General features: G+C 69.4%; 13 protein-coding genes. 11 read left to right on the forward strand and 2 right to left on the reverse strand.

What is annotated here, in order from left to right; all coding sequences use genetic code 11:
- The first annotated feature begins 155 nt into the window (after positions 1 to 155).
- The 8 genes from ABNQ38_RS01980 to ABNQ38_RS02015 all read left to right on the forward strand — a co-directional run bounded on the left by ABNQ38_RS01980 (position 156) and on the right by ABNQ38_RS02015 (position 8818).
- Complete coding sequence (locus ABNQ38_RS01980; RefSeq protein ID WP_377805424.1) at positions 156 to 1355, forward strand: four-carbon acid sugar kinase family protein; 1200 nt, start codon at positions 156 to 158, stop codon at positions 1353 to 1355.
- Positions 1352 to 2386, forward strand: a complete 1035-nt coding sequence (pdxA, locus tag ABNQ38_RS01985; protein WP_377805426.1) for a 4-hydroxythreonine-4-phosphate dehydrogenase PdxA — start codon at positions 1352 to 1354, stop codon at positions 2384 to 2386. Before ABNQ38_RS01980 ends, pdxA begins: the two co-directional genes overlap by 4 nt.
- Positions 2387 to 2397: 11 nt before the next feature.
- The gene (locus ABNQ38_RS01990) at positions 2398 to 3534 is read left to right on the forward strand and encodes an iron-containing alcohol dehydrogenase (RefSeq protein WP_377805428.1); all 1137 of its coding nucleotides are present in this window, start codon (positions 2398 to 2400) and stop codon (positions 3532 to 3534) included.
- Between the two features lie 44 nt (positions 3535 to 3578).
- On the forward strand, positions 3579 to 4478 hold the full coding sequence (locus ABNQ38_RS01995) for a dihydrodipicolinate synthase family protein (protein ID WP_377805429.1): 900 nt from the start codon (positions 3579 to 3581) through the stop codon (positions 4476 to 4478).
- 116 nt (positions 4479 to 4594) lie between these two features.
- Positions 4595 to 6010, forward strand: coding sequence for a sodium:solute symporter family protein (locus tag ABNQ38_RS02000; protein WP_377805430.1), 1416 nt, complete (start codon positions 4595 to 4597; stop codon positions 6008 to 6010).
- Positions 6011 to 6061: 51 nt separating this feature from the next.
- Entirely contained in the window at positions 6062 to 7273 is a 1212-nt protein-coding gene (locus tag ABNQ38_RS02005; protein ID WP_377805431.1) for an exo-alpha-sialidase, read from the forward strand.
- A gap of 70 nt (positions 7274 to 7343) precedes the next feature.
- The gene (locus ABNQ38_RS02010) at positions 7344 to 8108 is read left to right on the forward strand and encodes a 2-keto-4-pentenoate hydratase (RefSeq protein WP_377805433.1); all 765 of its coding nucleotides are present in this window, start codon (positions 7344 to 7346) and stop codon (positions 8106 to 8108) included.
- A 14-nt stretch (positions 8109 to 8122) separates the two neighbouring features.
- Positions 8123 to 8818 carry an SDR family NAD(P)-dependent oxidoreductase gene (locus ABNQ38_RS02015; RefSeq protein WP_377805434.1) on the forward strand — a complete coding sequence of 232 codons (696 nt, stop codon included), beginning with the start codon at positions 8123 to 8125 and terminating at the stop codon, positions 8816 to 8818.
- A 20-nt stretch (positions 8819 to 8838) separates the two neighbouring features.
- On the opposite strand, the gene ABNQ38_RS02020 is transcribed toward ABNQ38_RS02015, so the two are convergent.
- The gene (locus tag ABNQ38_RS02020) at positions 8839 to 9318 is read right to left on the reverse strand and encodes a cupin domain-containing protein (RefSeq protein WP_377805435.1); all 480 of its coding nucleotides are present in this window, start codon (positions 9316 to 9318) and stop codon (positions 8839 to 8841) included.
- Between the two features lie 196 nt (positions 9319 to 9514).
- Between ABNQ38_RS02020 and ABNQ38_RS02025 the strand changes: the two genes are divergently transcribed.
- Positions 9515 to 10303, forward strand: coding sequence for an SDR family NAD(P)-dependent oxidoreductase (locus ABNQ38_RS02025; protein WP_377805436.1), 789 nt, complete (start codon positions 9515 to 9517; stop codon positions 10301 to 10303).
- Between the two features lie 141 nt (positions 10304 to 10444).
- The gene (locus ABNQ38_RS02030; protein WP_377805437.1) at positions 10445 to 11917 is read left to right on the forward strand and encodes an L-lactate permease; all 1473 of its coding nucleotides are present in this window, start codon (positions 10445 to 10447) and stop codon (positions 11915 to 11917) included.
- 4 nt (positions 11918 to 11921) lie between these two features.
- On the opposite strand, the gene ABNQ38_RS02035 is transcribed toward ABNQ38_RS02030, so the two are convergent.
- The gene (locus tag ABNQ38_RS02035) at positions 11922 to 12782 is read right to left on the reverse strand and encodes a DMT family transporter (protein ID WP_377805438.1); all 861 of its coding nucleotides are present in this window, start codon (positions 12780 to 12782) and stop codon (positions 11922 to 11924) included.
- A 140-nt stretch (positions 12783 to 12922) separates the two neighbouring features.
- Between ABNQ38_RS02035 and ABNQ38_RS02040 the strand changes: the two genes are divergently transcribed.
- Complete coding sequence (locus tag ABNQ38_RS02040) at positions 12923 to 14347, forward strand: PLP-dependent aminotransferase family protein (RefSeq protein ID WP_377805439.1); 1425 nt, start codon at positions 12923 to 12925, stop codon at positions 14345 to 14347.
- Positions 14348 to 14350: the final 3 nt, after the last annotated feature.

Genomic DNA, 14350 nt, shown 5'->3' on the forward strand with positions numbered 1-14350 from the left:
CGCTGTATCCCTTATTTTTGCCCTCAACAACATTACAACATATTGACATCTCCGCAGCGCTATGATGGAGTGGGTCATCGTCGAGGGCGGCGGGAGCGCCCGGCAGCTGCCCATCGCAGTGCGAGGGCCGCCGCTCACAAGGATGGGGACCACCCATGGACAGCATGGTTCCACAGGACGGATCGCCGCACGGCATCCAGGCGGCGGCCGGATCATCGGCAACGCCGCATCCGTGCCTGATCGCCGACGACCTGACCGGGGCGCTCGACACCGCCGCCCAGTTCGCCGCCATCGCCGGTCCGATCCCCGTCTACTGGCAGAGCCTGCCCTATCCGGCATTGCCGAATACGCTCGCTTTCGACAGCGGCACGCGCGAGGCGACGCGGGACGAGGCCCGCCGCCGGGTCGCCGCCATCGCCGCCGGCCTGCCGCGCAGCCCCGGCTCGCTCCATTACGCCAAGCTCGACAGCCTGTTGCGCGGCCATGCCGGGGCGGGGATCGCCGCCTGGATCGCGGCCACGGCCCCCGATCATGTCATCGTCGCTCCCGCCTTTCCCTATCAGGGCCGCATCACACGCGGCGGCATCCAGCTTGCCCGTGGCGATGATGCCCGCGATTGGACACCCACGGCCAGCGACCTGCGCGCCGATCTGGAGCGGGAAGGCTTTGCGGTCCAGCTCTGCTGCCCCGGTGCGGCGGTGCCGGCGGGTGTCAGTCTGTGGGATGCCGAAACGGATGCCGATCTCGACGCCATCGCCGCCGCAGGCCTCGCGCTGAACGGGCGCGTGCTGTGGTGCGGCAGCAGCGGACTGGCCGGTGCGCTGGCCCGGCAGACGGGCACCGCCGCCTCCGATCCCGTCGCCATGCGGCTGCCACGGCCGATCCTCGGCCTGTTCGGCACCAACCATCCGGCGATGACGGCGCAGATCGGCGCCTGTCCGGAGCATGTGCTGGCGCTGCCCGACGGCGGTCCGACCTCGGCCACGGTGCTGGCTCAGCGGCTGGACCGCGATGGCATCGCGCTCGCCACCCTCGCCCTGCCCGACGGGCTGGCGCGGAGCGACGCGGCGCAGCGGATCGAACGGGAATTCGCCCGGCTGGTCCGCCGGCTCGACCCGCCCGGCACGCTGCTGGTGGCGGGCGGCGAGACCCTGCGCGGCCTCTGCCTCGCCCTGGAGGCCGACCGGCTGGATCTGGACGGACAGGTCTGGCCGGGGGTGCCCTGCTCCATCCTGCGCGGCGGACGCTTCGACGGGGTCCGCGTCATTTCGAAATCGGGCGCGTTCGGCGACCCGTCACTGCTGCGCCGGCTGCTTGCGCTGGCTGCGCCGCTTCATCAGGGAGAACAAGCATGACACCGCATCTGGCCATCACCATGGGCGATCCGGCCGGCGTCGGGCCGGAGATCATCGTGAAGGCCTGCGCTCGTCTGAAGGACCGGCTGGCCGACGGGTCGCTGCGCCTGCTGGTCATCGGCAGCAACCCCGCCCTCCATGCGGCGCGCGATGCGCTCGGCAGCGACCTCGACTTCCCCGAGGTGACCGACGTGAACGGCGAATGGCCGGCGCTGGCCTGCCTCCAGGCCGGGCCGGAGGGCGAGCCGATCCGTCCCGGCGTGCTGTCGGTCGACGGCGGCCGCTTCGCCTATCTGGCGGTGGAACGCGCGGTGCGGCTGGCCGAAGCCGGCCGCATCCACGGCATCGTCACCGCGCCTTTGAACAAGGAAGCGATGAACAAGGCCGGCTATCACTTCGCCGGGCACACCGACCTGCTGGCCGAACTGACCGGCGCCCGCGGCTCGGTGATGATGCTGGCCCACGGCAACATGCGGGTCAGCCACGTCACCACCCACATCGCGCTGGAGGACGTGCCGAAGAAGCTGACGCCGGAACGGCTGCGCTACGTCATCGACCGCACCGACGAGACGCTGGCCGGGCTCGGCCTTTCCCGCCGCCGCATCGCCATCGCCGCGCTCAACCCGCATGCCGGCGAAGGCGGGCTGTTCGGCCGCCAGGACATCGAGGTGACCGAGCCGGTGATCCGCCAATGCGTCGCCGACGGGCTGGATGTCGTCGGGCCGGTGCCCGGCGACACCATCTTCGTCAAGCTGCGCGCCGGCCAGTACGATGCGGTGGTCGCCATGTATCACGACCAGGGTCACATCCCGGTCAAGCTGCTGGGCTTCAACGTCAATCCGGAAACCGGCACCTGGGACGCGCTGAGCGGCGTCAACATCACGCTCGGCCTGCCGATCATCCGCACCTCCGTCGACCACGGCACCGCCTTCGACATCGCCGGCAAGGGCATCGCCAACGAGCTGAGCCTGATCGAGGCCATCGACTACGCCGAAAAGCTGGCCGCCGCCCGCGTGCGCGTCGCCGCCTGAGGAACCCGATCATGAACACCATCGACCTGACCACGCCCATCGACCTGCTCCGCCCGCCCCGCGTCGTCTTCGGCGCCGGCACCGCGGCCGAGACCGGCCGTTGGGTGCGGGAGCGCGGCCTGACCCGCATCCTGGTGGTCGCCGACGCCTTCAACGCCACCCGCGTGGAGCGGTTGGGGCTGGAGGGCGCCGTCACGATCTTCGCCGACATCAAGCCCGAACCCGACGTTCCCAACCTGGAGGCGCTGCTCGCGGTCGCCGAACGGGTCGAGCCGCAGGTGGTGATCGGCTTCGGCGGCGGCAGCGCCATGGATCTGGCCAAGCTGGCCGCCGTGCTGCCGGGCAGCGGCCAGACCATCCGCGACGTGGTCGGGCCGGAGAAAGTGGCGGGCAAGCGCGCCGTCCTGGTGCAGGTGCCGACCACCGCCGGCACCGGCAGCGAGGTCGGCACCCGCGCGCTCGTCACCGACCCGGCGACCATGAGCAAGCTGGCGGTGCAGAGCGTCCACATGCTGGCCGACGTCGCGGTAGTCGATCCCGACCTGACGCTGAGCGTGCCGGCCGCGGTGACCGCCGCCACCGGCGTCGACGCGCTGGCCCATTGCGTCGAGGCCTACACCAACCGCAAGGCCCATCCGCTGATCGACCTCTATGCGCTGGAAGGCATCCGGCTGGTCGGCCGCTTCCTGCCGCGCGCCATCGCCGACGGCAGCGACCGCAAGGCGCGGGCCGGCCTGTCGCTGGCGTCCTTCTATGGCGGCATCTGCCTGGGTCCGGTCAACACCGCCGCCGGCCATGCCGTCGCCTATCCGCTGGGCACCCGCCACCACATCCCGCATGGTGCCGCCAACGCGCTGATCTTCCCGCATGTGCTGGCCTTCAACGCGCCGGCCGTCCCGGCCAAGACCGCCGCCGTTCTGGAGGCGCTGGGCCTGCCGGCGGTCGCCGATCCGGCCGCGGTGTTCAAGGCCGCGCACGATTGGTGCGTGAACCTCGGTTGCACCATGCGGCTGTCGGCGTTCGGCGTGCCCGAGGCCGACTTGGCCGCCATGGCCGAGGAGGCGCACGCCATCCGCCGGCTTCTCGACAACAACCCGCGCGATCTCAGCCGCGAGGACATCCTGGGCATGTACCGCGCCGCCGCCTGACGGCGCGGCGCCAGCCCTCATCCCGTTCGTGAAAGGCCAATCCCATGAGCAAGACCAGTGGCAAGATCGGCGGACCTTTCGTCGCGATCGTCACCCCCTTCGATGGCGACGAGCGCGTCGAATTCGCAGCGCTGCGACGGCAGGTGAAGCGGCAGGCGACCACCGGAAACGGCGTCTTCTGCGCCGGCACCAACGGCGAATTCTACGCCCTGTCCTTCGACGAGAAGCTGGCGGTGGCGGAGACCTGCGTCGAGGCAGCCGACGGCAAGGTGCCGGTGCTGGCCCATATCGGCGAGATCTCCACCAACCAGACCATCGCGCTGGGCAAGGCGGTCGAGCGGCTCGGCGTCAAGGCGGTCTCCGCCATCACGCCGTCCTTCATCGCCTGTTCGCAGGCCGAACTGGTGGAGCATTACCGCCGCGTCGCCGATGCGCTGACGGTGCCGGTCTATCTCTACAACATCCCCGCCCGCACCGGGAACACGCTGGAGCCGCAGACCGCCCGCATCCTGGCCGACCACCCGAACATCATCGGCATCAAGGACAGCGCCGGTTCGCAGGAGAGCCTGGACGGCTTCCTCGCCATCGCGCGCGAGCGTGACGATTTCGACGTTCTGGTCGGCCCGGATTCTCTGGTGCTGCAAGGTCTGCGCAACGGTGCGGCCGGCTGCATCTCCGGCCTCGGCAACATCGCGCCGGTGACGCTCAACGGCATCCATGCCGCTTTCGTGGCCGGCGACGATGCCGCGGCCGACAGGCACCAGACCCATTTCAGCACGCTCCGCAAGGAACTCTACGCGCTGGGCTTCCCGCCGGCGATGGTCAAGCGCGCTCTCCGCAGCGCCATGCCGGAGGTCGGCTTCAGCCGCGCCCCGGTGCTGATCGCCGACGAGGTGGACAGCCGGATCAAGGCAATCGCGGCACGCTACGCCGAAGCGGTGTGACGTTGTTCCACGCCGCATGGCGCCGCGACGTCACGAGCCCGGCGCTAATCCCCCGAACAACACCGCCCTGAACAACACCGAAGGCGGACCCATCCGCCCGTTAGGGAGACCCGTCCATGAACCATTTCACCAGTGGAGAAAGTGCGCTCATCCTGGGGATCGTCGTCCTCTACATCCTCTTCACCTCCTGGCTGACCATCCGGTTGCGCAGCCGCAACAACGGCGAGTTCATGAACGCCGCGCGGTCGATGCCGGCGGCGGTCGTCGGCGTGCTGCTGATGTCCGAGTTCATCGGCGCCAAATCCACTGTCGGCACGGCGCAGGAAGCCTTCAGCTCCGGCATGGCGTCGGCTTGGTCGGTGCTGGGCGCCTCCATCGGCTTCCTGCTGTTCGGCCTGTTCTTCGCCAAGCGCATCTACGGATCGGGCGAATACACCATCTCCGCCGCCATCGCGAAATATTACGGCACCTCCACCATGCGGACGGTGTCGATCATCATGATGTATGCGCTGCTGCTGGTGAATGTCGGCAACTACATCAGCGGTGCCGCCGCCCTGTCCACCGTCATGAACCTCAATCTTACCTGGGCGATGGTCATCATCGCGGTGGTCAGCACCTTCTACTACGTGTTCGGCGGGCTGAAGGGCATCGCCTACGTCACCATCCTGCACAGCGGACTGAAGCTGCTCGGCATCGCCCTGCTGCTGGGCACTGCGCTGTCGCTCAGCGGCGGCATCGGCCCGATGGTGGAAAAGCTGCCGGCCCACTATTTCACCATCGACGGCACCATCGGCATGCCGACGATCTTCGCCTGGGTCATCGGCACCGTCGGCGCCATCTTCTCCACCCAGTTCGTCATCCAGGCGATCTCGTCCAACCGCAGCGCCGGCGAGGCCCAGCGCTCCGCCTTCTATGCCGCGATCTTCTGCCTGCCGCTCGGCATCATGCTGGCGCTGATCGGTGTGACCGCGCATTACCTCCATCCGGACATGAAGAGCCTGTACGCGCTGCCGGTGTTCCTCGACGCCATGCACCCGCTGATGGCCGCCATCGTCACCACCTCGCTCGTCGCCTCGGTCTTCGTCAGCGTCAGCACGGTGGCACTCGCCATCGCCTCGCTGGCGGTGCGCGACTTCTACGTGCCGTGGAAGAAGCCGACGCCAGAGCAGGAATTCCGTACCACCCGCATCCTGTCTCTCATCATCGGCTTTCTGCCGCTGATCTTCGTCTTCTTCGTGCCGGAAATCCTGAAGCTGTCCTTCTTCACCCGGGCGCTGCGCCTGTCGATCACGGTCGTGGCGATGATCGGCTTCTTCCTGCCGCTGTTCGCCAGCAACCTGGGCGCCACGCTGGGCCTGCTGGGCGCCACCGTCAGCACCACCGTCTGGTACGTGATGGGCAACCCCTACGGCATCGACAACATGTATATCGCCCTGCTGACGCCGATGCTGGTGATGCTGGTGGAACGCCTGATCCGCGGCCGCAACGCCCCGGCGATGGTCGCCGCTCCGCCCCAGGCCGACGCAGGATGACCGCCATACGCTGACCGGCCCGCCCCTTTCCCCAGTTTGCATGTGACCGACATGACCACACCCTCGACCCTGCCCTCCACCACCGACCGCGGGCGCGTTGCGCCCGTGGACGGGGACGCCGGGCGCCGCGACGCCTATCTGCCGTCGCCCTGCGTCCAGAACCATGCCGCCAACATCGTTGTGCTCGGCAACGGCGATCTCGGCTGCGTCTGGTTCGGCGGCACCCAGGAAGGCATCCCCGACATCTCCATCTATTTCTCGCGGCTGCCCCGGGGCTCCGACAACTGGACCGATCCGGTCAAGCTGTCGGACGACCCGACCCGCTCGGAACAGAACCCGGTGCTGTTCCCGGCGCCGGACGGCACGCTGTGGCTGTTCTACACCGCGCAAATCTCCGGCAACCAAGACACCGCCGTCGTGCGCTGCCGCAGCTCCGTCGACAATGGGCAGAGCTGGGGGCCGATCCGCACCCTGTTCGAAGGCAACGGCAGCGACGGCATCTTCATCCGCCAGCCTGTGGTGGTCCTGCCGAACGGCGACTGGCTGTTACCGACCTTCCTCTGCCACGGCACGCCGGGCGAGAAGTGGGTGGGCGACAACGACACCAGCGCGGTGCGCATCTCTTCCGACCGCGGTGAAAGCTGGACCGAGCATCCGGTGCCGGACAGCGTCGGCTGCGTCCATATGAGCGTCGTGCCTTTGCGCGACGGCACGCTGGCCGCCTTCTACCGCAGCCGCTGGGCCGACCATGTCTACCGCAGCGTCTCCGCCGACAATGGCCGGAGCTGGAGCGCGCCGGTCCCGACCGAACTGCCCAACAACAACTCCTCGATCCAGGTGACGGCGCTGGCCGACGGCCGCCTCGCCATCGTCTTCAACGAGTCCAGTGCGGAGAACGCCACCGAGCGCCGCGCCTCGCTCTATGACGAGATCGAGGACGACGTTCCGGCCGGTGGCGCCGCCGTTGCGGTCGCCGCAAAGCCGGCGCAGGCACCCGCCCGCAAGGCCTTCTGGGGGGCGCCGCGCGCGCCGCTGACGCTGGCCCTGTCGGAGGATGGCGGGCTGACCTGGCCGCTGCGCCGGAACCTGGAGGTCGGCGACGGCTACTGCATGACCAACAATTCCAAGGACAGCCTGAACCGGGAATTCTCCTACCCGTCGGTCACCCAGACGGCGGAGGGCGACCTGCATGTCGCCTTCACCTATTTCCGGCAGGCCATCAAATACAGCCGCGTCTCGCCCGACTGGGTGGGCAACCGCTGATTGGCGATGGGAGCGTCACCCGGCGCTCCCGCCTGCCCGTCCGATTCCTCATTTTCCAGGGACTTGTCCCATGACCATGACCGCCGAGGCCGTTCTTGAGGCCGCCGGCGCGCTGCTCGCCGCGCGCCGTGACAACCGCCCGCTCGACGCCCTGCCGCCGGCGGCGATGCCAGCCGACAAATCCGACGCCTACGCCATCCAGACCGAGGTCGCCCGCGGCATCGGCCCGGTGACCGCCTGGAAGGTCGGCGCCTCCGCCCCCGACGCCGAGCCGTCGAGCGCGCCCATTCATGCCGACACGCTGTTCTTCAAGACCGGAACGCTGCCCGCCGCGATGTTCCGTGTCATCGGGATCGAGGCGGAGATCGTCTATCGCCTGAAAAGCGACCTGCCCGCCCGTGACGAGCCCTGGACGCGGGACGAGGTTCTGGACGCCGTCGGCTCCATCCATCCGGCCTTCGAGATCTGCGATACCCGCTTCGCCGCCTACGGCTCGCAGGGGCCGCTCGCCTCGCTGGCCGATCAGGGCAACCATGGTGCGCTGATCGTTGGGCAGGCCACGGCGGACTGGCGCCGCATCGATCCGGTGACCCAGCCGCTGACGCTGGACATCGACGGAGAGCGCAAGGTCGAATTAGTCGGCGGCAACAAGGCCGGCGACCCGATCCGTCTGCTGGCCTGGCTCGCCAATGTCGGCGCCCGGCCGTTCGGCGGCCTGCATGCCGGCGACACGGTGACCACCGGGTCCTGCACCGGAACGATCTTCATCCAGCCCGGCAGCCGCGCCGTCGCCGACTTCCCCGGCCTCGGCCGCATCGCGCTGACCGTGGCATGAGGGAGGGCGCCGGGATGAACACGGAAAGCCCTTGCCGGCGCGCCCTCGTCACCGGCGTCAGTTCGGGGATCGGTGCCGCCATCGCCGAACGGCTGTTGCAGGATGGCTGGCTGGTCGAGGGGATAAGCCGCTCGGCCCCCGCCATCGACCACCCGAACCTGCGCTTCACCCCGGCCGACCTGATGGCGCCGGATTCCGTGGCACAGGCGCTGACCGCACTACCGCCCGTCGATGCGCTGGTCCATGCCGCCGGGGTCATGCGGGTCGGCAGGCTCGGCGAACTGGCCGGGGACGATGCGAGGGCGATGTGGCGCCTGCATGTGGAGGCTGCGACGCAGCTGGTCGAGCATGTCGTCCCGCATCTGCCGGACAACGGTGGCCGGATCGTCCTGATCGGCAGCCGCACCGCGCAGGGAGCCGGCGGCCGCAGCCAGTATGCGGCGACCAAGGCGGCGATGGTCGGTCTTGCCCGCTCCTGGGCCATCGAACTGGCGCCGCGCGGCGTCACGGTCAATGTGGTGGCGCCGGGGGCGACCGACACGCCGATGCTGAAGGACCCGAACCGCACCGGCCTGCCGCCGAAGCTTCCGCCCATCGGCCGCTTCATCAAGCCGGAGGAGGTGGCGGCGCTGACCACTTTCCTGCTGTCCGACGCCGCGGCGGCCATCACCGGGCAGCAGATCCTCGTCTGCGGCGGAGCGTCGCTTTAGACGAACTCAGGTGAACCGCGTTATTTCTTCGGCAAGGTATGCGGGCAGCCGGCGCTGCGGTCCCTCTCCCCGTTGTAGCGGGTCAGCATGTGCGCGCCGGCCTTGCCGATGAAGGTGGCAGTGTAGACCAGCGGCTCGGCGTCGCTGTCATTGTGCTGCTGGTGAAGCATGCCCGGCGGAATTTCCACCACCACTCCGGGCTTCAACTCCACATCCGGCTTGCCATCGACCGACAGCCGGCCGCTTCCGCTCACCACCTCCATCATCTCGTCGATGTCGTGCTTGTGACGGTGGGCGTCCGACCCGGCCGGGACTGTCAGCTTCTCCACCATCCGCATCGTTCCCGGCAGGCCCGGCACCGGTGCAGGCGGCAGCAGGACGTTGCAGCTCACCTCCATCGGCTTTGCCGGGGGCTTCGACGGAGCCTCCGTCGCCGCCATGGCGGGCATCGCCGCGGAGAGCAGGAGAAGGCCGGCACCCGAAAACAGACGGAACATCATTGGGGAGCTTCCCGATCCTTATAGAGCGACAGAGGTTTGACAGCGACATCGACAGGTGTCGATAGGAATGGTTGCACCACCATACCAGCCCTGTCAAAGGCCTCTCTTCGGCGTGGTCGAAGCGCCAAGCCTCGCTTATGGTGGGTGCCGTTGCTCCGGACCTGACCGCCAATCCGTCACGAGGAAAGATCACGCTATGTCGAACACCGCCCCGACAACGACCGCCCCGAAAACGGCAATCGTCACCGGCGCCACTTCCGGATTCGGCGACGCCATCGCCCGGCGGCTGGTCGCGGAGGGCTGGCGGATCGTCGCCACCGGCCGACGCCGGGACCGGCTGGACGCTTTGGTCGAAGCGCTGGGCGGGCCGGATGTCGTCCATCCGCTGTGCTTCGACATCCGCGACGAGGCGGCAACCAGCGCTGCCCTGGCCACCCTGCCCGACGCCTTCGCCGACATCTCGGTCCTGGTCAACAATGCCGGGCTGGCACTCGGCACCGGGGCGGCGCAGGACTGCGACCTGGAACAGTGGCGCACCATGATCGACACCAACATCACCGGTCTGGTCACCATCACCCGGCTGCTGCTGGCCCGGCTGATCGCGCATCGCGGGCTGATCGTCAACCTCGCGTCGGTCGCGTCCAACTGGCCCTATCCGGGCGGCAATGTCTATGGCGGCACCAAGGCCTTCGTGCGGCAGTTCTCGCTCGGCCTGCGTAGCGACCTGTCGGCCCAGGGCGTGCGCGTGACCTCCATCGAACCGGGTCTGGCGGAAAGCGAATTCACCCTGGTGCGCACCGGCGGCAACAAGGACGCCTACGACGCGCTCTATGCCGGGGCCAACCCGCTCCAGCCCGAGGACATCGCCGAGACGGTGCGCTGGGTGGTCTCGCTGCCGCCGCACGTCAACATCAACAGCGTGGAGATCATGCCGGTGAGCCAGTCCTGGGCGCCGTTCAAGATCCACCGCGACACGCCGGCCTGACGCATCCGCGGCCATCCAGCGCAATCATTCGGTGCCGTTGCAGGCGCCGAATGATTGCGCCACCGTAGATATACTAGTATCCAATGGCCCCGGCCAGGATTCGCGCCGGCACTCACCGCTCCGGAACGCGTCTGGCCGATCATGACTCTTGCCTTCCATATGATGCCGCTCGTCGGCACGATCCTGCTGCTCGCCTCCCGCCGGGTCAGCCTGCTGTCCGCCGGGATCGCCGGCATGGCGCTGGCGCTCGTCACGATGGTCGCCCCGATGCTTATGGCGCAGCCGTCGGCCGGTCCGGTGCTGGGTCTGGCTGCCGTCAAAGCGGGGGAAGGGGCATGGCTGGCATGGCACGCGATGTCGATCATCGCCGCCGGCCTGCTGTTCCACCGTGCCTTCGAGGCGCGCGGCACGCGGACGGCCACGGTCGCGCAGGAGAACCGGCGGCGCGCCGTCTTCGTCGCCTGCTTCCTGGTCGGTCCCTTCGCGGAGTCGGTGACGGGGTTCGGCGTCGGCCTGGTGGTGGCGCTCGCCATGCTGCGCCGCCTGGGTCTGCCGCCGGTGCAGTCCGCGGCGCTCGGCCTGTTCAGTCAGGTCCTGGCCGCCTGGGGCGCGATGGGCGTCGGCAGCCGGGTCGGGGCCGAACTGATCGGCGTATCCTTCACCGAGCTTGGAACCGCCAGCGCCCTCCTGATGGCGGTCGTGCTGCCCTGCCTCCTGCCGGTGTTCTGGGGGTTGATCCAGTCGTCGGGGCTGCGCTCCAGCCTGCGGGAGCGGGCGACCGACGTCGCCCTTCTCCTCTGTCTGGCCGGGCTGATCTGGCTGACCAACCGGTTCGTCGCGCCGGAACTCGGCGGCGGGCTGGCGACCGCAACCCTGCTGCTGGTGGTGGAGGGGCCGCGCCTGCTGCGCAGCGGCACCGGTGTCCGCCAACTGGCCGAGCGGCTCTGGCCCTATGGGCTGCTGATCGCCGGGCTGATGGCGACCCGCCTGCTGCCGCCGATGTCGGACTGGACCGGGCAATGGCTCGTGCTCGACCCGTTCGGCGGCCTTGCGCCGCTGGCCTTGCTGCGCCACCCGGCGACCTGGCTGGTGCTGATCGCCGGCATCCTGCTGGCCGGCCTGCCGGGCGCCGAGGCCGGGAAAGTCGTGCGCGGCGCCCTTCGCGCCGCCCTGGTGCCGATGGCGGCGACCCTGGTCTTCGTCGAGTTCGCCACCTTCATGGCGGCCTCCGGCGGAGCGGCCATGTTCGGCAACGCCTGGCGCGAGGTGGCGGGACGCTTCGCCGTGCTGGCCAGCCCGGTCTTCGGCGCCGCGGCTGGCATGCTGACCGGCTCCAACACGGCATCGAACGCCCTGATGATGCACATCCAGCTGAGCCTTGCCGCCGAAAGCGGCCTGCCCTCCATCCTGATCGCGGCGGTCCAGACGGTTGCCGGCAGCATCTGCACCATGCTGACCCCCGGCCGCATCGTGCTGGCCGCCGGTCTGGTCGGGCTGGAGCGGTCGGAGGGGGCGATCTACCGCCGCGCCCTGCCAATCGGGCTGGCGACCATCCTTGCCCTGCTGGCCGTCATCGTCGCGATGACCGGGTTCAAGGCAGGCGGGTTGGTTTAGGCGATCAGGCGAACCGCTTCGCGCCGGCGACGCAGAGCACGACCAGCCCGGTCGCGGCGATCATCGTCCAGGCGACCGGCTCGCGCAGCAGCAGCCCGGCCAGGACCAGGCCGAAGGCGGGCTGGAGCAGCTGCAACTGTCCGACGCCCGCTATGCCGCCCAGCGCCAGCCCGCGATACCAGAAGACGAAGCCGATCAGCATGCTGAACACCGACACATAGCCGAGCCCGATCCAGGCCGGCATGGCGACGCCGGTCCAGTCGTCCGGCATGGTCGCAACCGCCGCGCCCGCCATCACCGGCAGCGCCAGCACCAGCGCCCAGGAGATCACCTGCCAGCCGCCCAGCCGGCGCGACAGGGTCGCCCCCTCGGCATAGCCGAGCCCGCAGAGCAGGATCGCCAGGATCATCAGCAGGTCGCCGGTCAGCGACGCCCCGCCGCCCTGCCACAGGGCGAAGCCGGCGACGGTCAGGCTGCCCGCCGTCGAGAACAGCCAGAAGGCCGGCCGCGGCCGCTCCCTCCCCCGCAGCACGCCGAACAGGGCGGTGGCGAGCGGCAGCAGACCGATGAAGACGATGGACTGCGCCGAGGTGATCTGCTGGAGCGCCAGCGCGGTCAGCAGGGGAAAGCCGGCGACCACGCCGACCGCCACAATGGCGAGCGAGGGCAGGTCGCGCCGCGCCGGCCAGGTCTGCCGGAGCAGCGCCAGCAGCGCCGCCGCCAACGCCGCCGCGATCACCGCCCGTGCCGCGGTCAGGAACAGCGGCGTGAAGCCGCCGACCGCGACGCGCGTCGCCGGCAGCGAACCGCTGAAAATGATCACGCCGAGCAGCCCGCTGCCCCATCCCGCCGTCGACGTCCGCATCCCGCTTTCCTTTCGCGCCCCAGAATTCGCAGCACGATCGTAGCGCGGTGGCCACTGGCGGAAACAGGGACAGTCCCATACAATTCCGCCAAACTGTACCGCCTTACAGGGCAATACACTTCTCTTTGCGGTGGAGCATCATGGGCAGGACCGGCACGCGCACCGGCGAGGTGATGGAGGCGATCCGCCGCAGGATGGCGAACCGCCAGCTGTCTCCGGGGGAAAAGCTGCCGTCGATCCGCAGCTTCGCCGCCACCATGGGCGTGTCGCCCTCGACCGTGGTGGAGGTCTATGACCGGCTTGCGGCGGACGGCGCGATCCAGTCGCGGCCGGGATCGGGCTTCTACGTGTCCGGCGCGCTGCCGCCGCTGGCATTGGCCGAAGCAGAACCGCAGCGCGACCGTGCCATCGATCCCTTCTGGGTGTCGCGACAGTCGCTCGATGCCGGTGCCGATATGCTGAAGCCGGGATGCGGATGGCTGCCGGCCGACTGGATGCCGAACGCGGCGATCCGCCGGGCGATCCGCCAGCTCGCGCGGGCAGATGACGGGCTGCTGGCGGATTACGGCGGCACCCGCGGATCGCTGCCGCTGCGCCGGCTGCTGGCCCGCCAGTTCGCGGACGAAGGGATCGCCGCCGGTGCCGACCAGATCCTGCTGACCGCCTCCGGCACACAGGCCATCGACCTGATCTGCCGCCTGCTGCTGCAGCCGGGCGACACGGTGCTGATCGACGACCCCTGCTATTTCAATTTCCAGGCGCTGCTGCGCGCCCATCGGGCGCGGGTCGTAGGCGTGCCCTATACGCGCAACGGGCCGGATGCGGAGCTGTTCGCCCAGGCGCTGGCGACGCACCGGCCGCGTCTCTACATCACGAACTCCGCCCTTCACAACCCGACCGGCGCCACGATGACGCCGCAGACCGCCCATCGCCTGCTCTGCGCCGCCGCGGCCCACGATCCGGCCCACGACCCGGCCGCGCGGGACCTGACCATCGTCGAGGACGACATCTTCGCTGGCTTCGAGCCCGAGCCGTCACCCCGCCTCGCGGCGCTGGACGGGCTGTCCCGGGTGATCCGGATCGGCAGCTTTTCCAAGACGCTCTCCGCTTCGATCCGCTGCGGCTATATTGCGGCGCGGCCGGACTGGGTGGAGGCGCTGGTCGATCTGCAGGTGGCGACGAACTTCGGCGGTCCCAGCCCGGCTGCGGCCGAACTCGTCCTCGCCACCCTGAACGACGGCAATCACCGCAAGCATCTCGACGGGCTGCGCCGGCGTCTGGCACGGGTGCGGCGCGAGACGGCCGCCCGGCTGGAGGCGATCGGTCTGCAACCATGGCTGATGCCGCGCGGCGGCTTCTATCTCTGGTGCAGCCTGCCCGATGGACGGAACGCCGCCGACGTCGCCCGCGCGGCCTTGCGCGAGGATGTCGTGCTCGCCCCCGGCGACGTGTTCAGCGTCTCCCACTCCGCATCGGGATTTCTGCGCTTCAACGTCGCCCAGATGGGCGATCCGCGCATCTACGGCGTTCTGGAGCGGGCGATGGCGAACACTCCCCCTCCATAAGCC

This window comes from Azospirillum sp. A29 (genome assembly GCF_042604625.1).
In the GTDB taxonomy this organism is placed as follows: Bacteria; Pseudomonadota; Alphaproteobacteria; order Azospirillales; family Azospirillaceae; genus Azospirillum; species Azospirillum palustre.

What these genes read in the sequence shown, in the direction of transcription:
- ABNQ38_RS01980 (WP_377805424.1), top strand. Translation starts at nt 156, where the DNA reads ATGGACAGCATGGTTCCACAGGACGGATCGCCGCACGGCATCCAGGCG.
- pdxA (WP_377805426.1), top strand. Translation starts at nt 1,352, where the DNA reads ATGACACCGCATCTGGCCATCACCATGGGCGATCCGGCCGGCGTCGGG.
- ABNQ38_RS01990 (WP_377805428.1), top strand. Translation starts at nt 2,398, where the DNA reads ATGAACACCATCGACCTGACCACGCCCATCGACCTGCTCCGCCCGCCC.
- ABNQ38_RS01995 (WP_377805429.1), top strand. Translation starts at nt 3,579, where the DNA reads ATGAGCAAGACCAGTGGCAAGATCGGCGGACCTTTCGTCGCGATCGTC.
- ABNQ38_RS02000 (WP_377805430.1), top strand. Translation starts at nt 4,595, where the DNA reads ATGAACCATTTCACCAGTGGAGAAAGTGCGCTCATCCTGGGGATCGTC.
- ABNQ38_RS02005 (WP_377805431.1), top strand. Translation starts at nt 6,062, where the DNA reads ATGACCACACCCTCGACCCTGCCCTCCACCACCGACCGCGGGCGCGTT.
- ABNQ38_RS02010 (WP_377805433.1), top strand. Translation starts at nt 7,344, where the DNA reads ATGACCATGACCGCCGAGGCCGTTCTTGAGGCCGCCGGCGCGCTGCTC.
- ABNQ38_RS02015 (WP_377805434.1), top strand. Translation starts at nt 8,123, where the DNA reads ATGAACACGGAAAGCCCTTGCCGGCGCGCCCTCGTCACCGGCGTCAGT.
- ABNQ38_RS02020 (WP_377805435.1), bottom strand. Translation starts at nt 9,318, where the DNA reads ATGATGTTCCGTCTGTTTTCGGGTGCCGGCCTTCTCCTGCTCTCCGCG.
- ABNQ38_RS02025 (WP_377805436.1), top strand. Translation starts at nt 9,515, where the DNA reads ATGTCGAACACCGCCCCGACAACGACCGCCCCGAAAACGGCAATCGTC.
- ABNQ38_RS02030 (WP_377805437.1), top strand. Translation starts at nt 10,445, where the DNA reads ATGACTCTTGCCTTCCATATGATGCCGCTCGTCGGCACGATCCTGCTG.
- ABNQ38_RS02035 (WP_377805438.1), bottom strand. Translation starts at nt 12,782, where the DNA reads ATGCGGACGTCGACGGCGGGATGGGGCAGCGGGCTGCTCGGCGTGATC.
- ABNQ38_RS02040 (WP_377805439.1), top strand. Translation starts at nt 12,923, where the DNA reads ATGGGCAGGACCGGCACGCGCACCGGCGAGGTGATGGAGGCGATCCGC.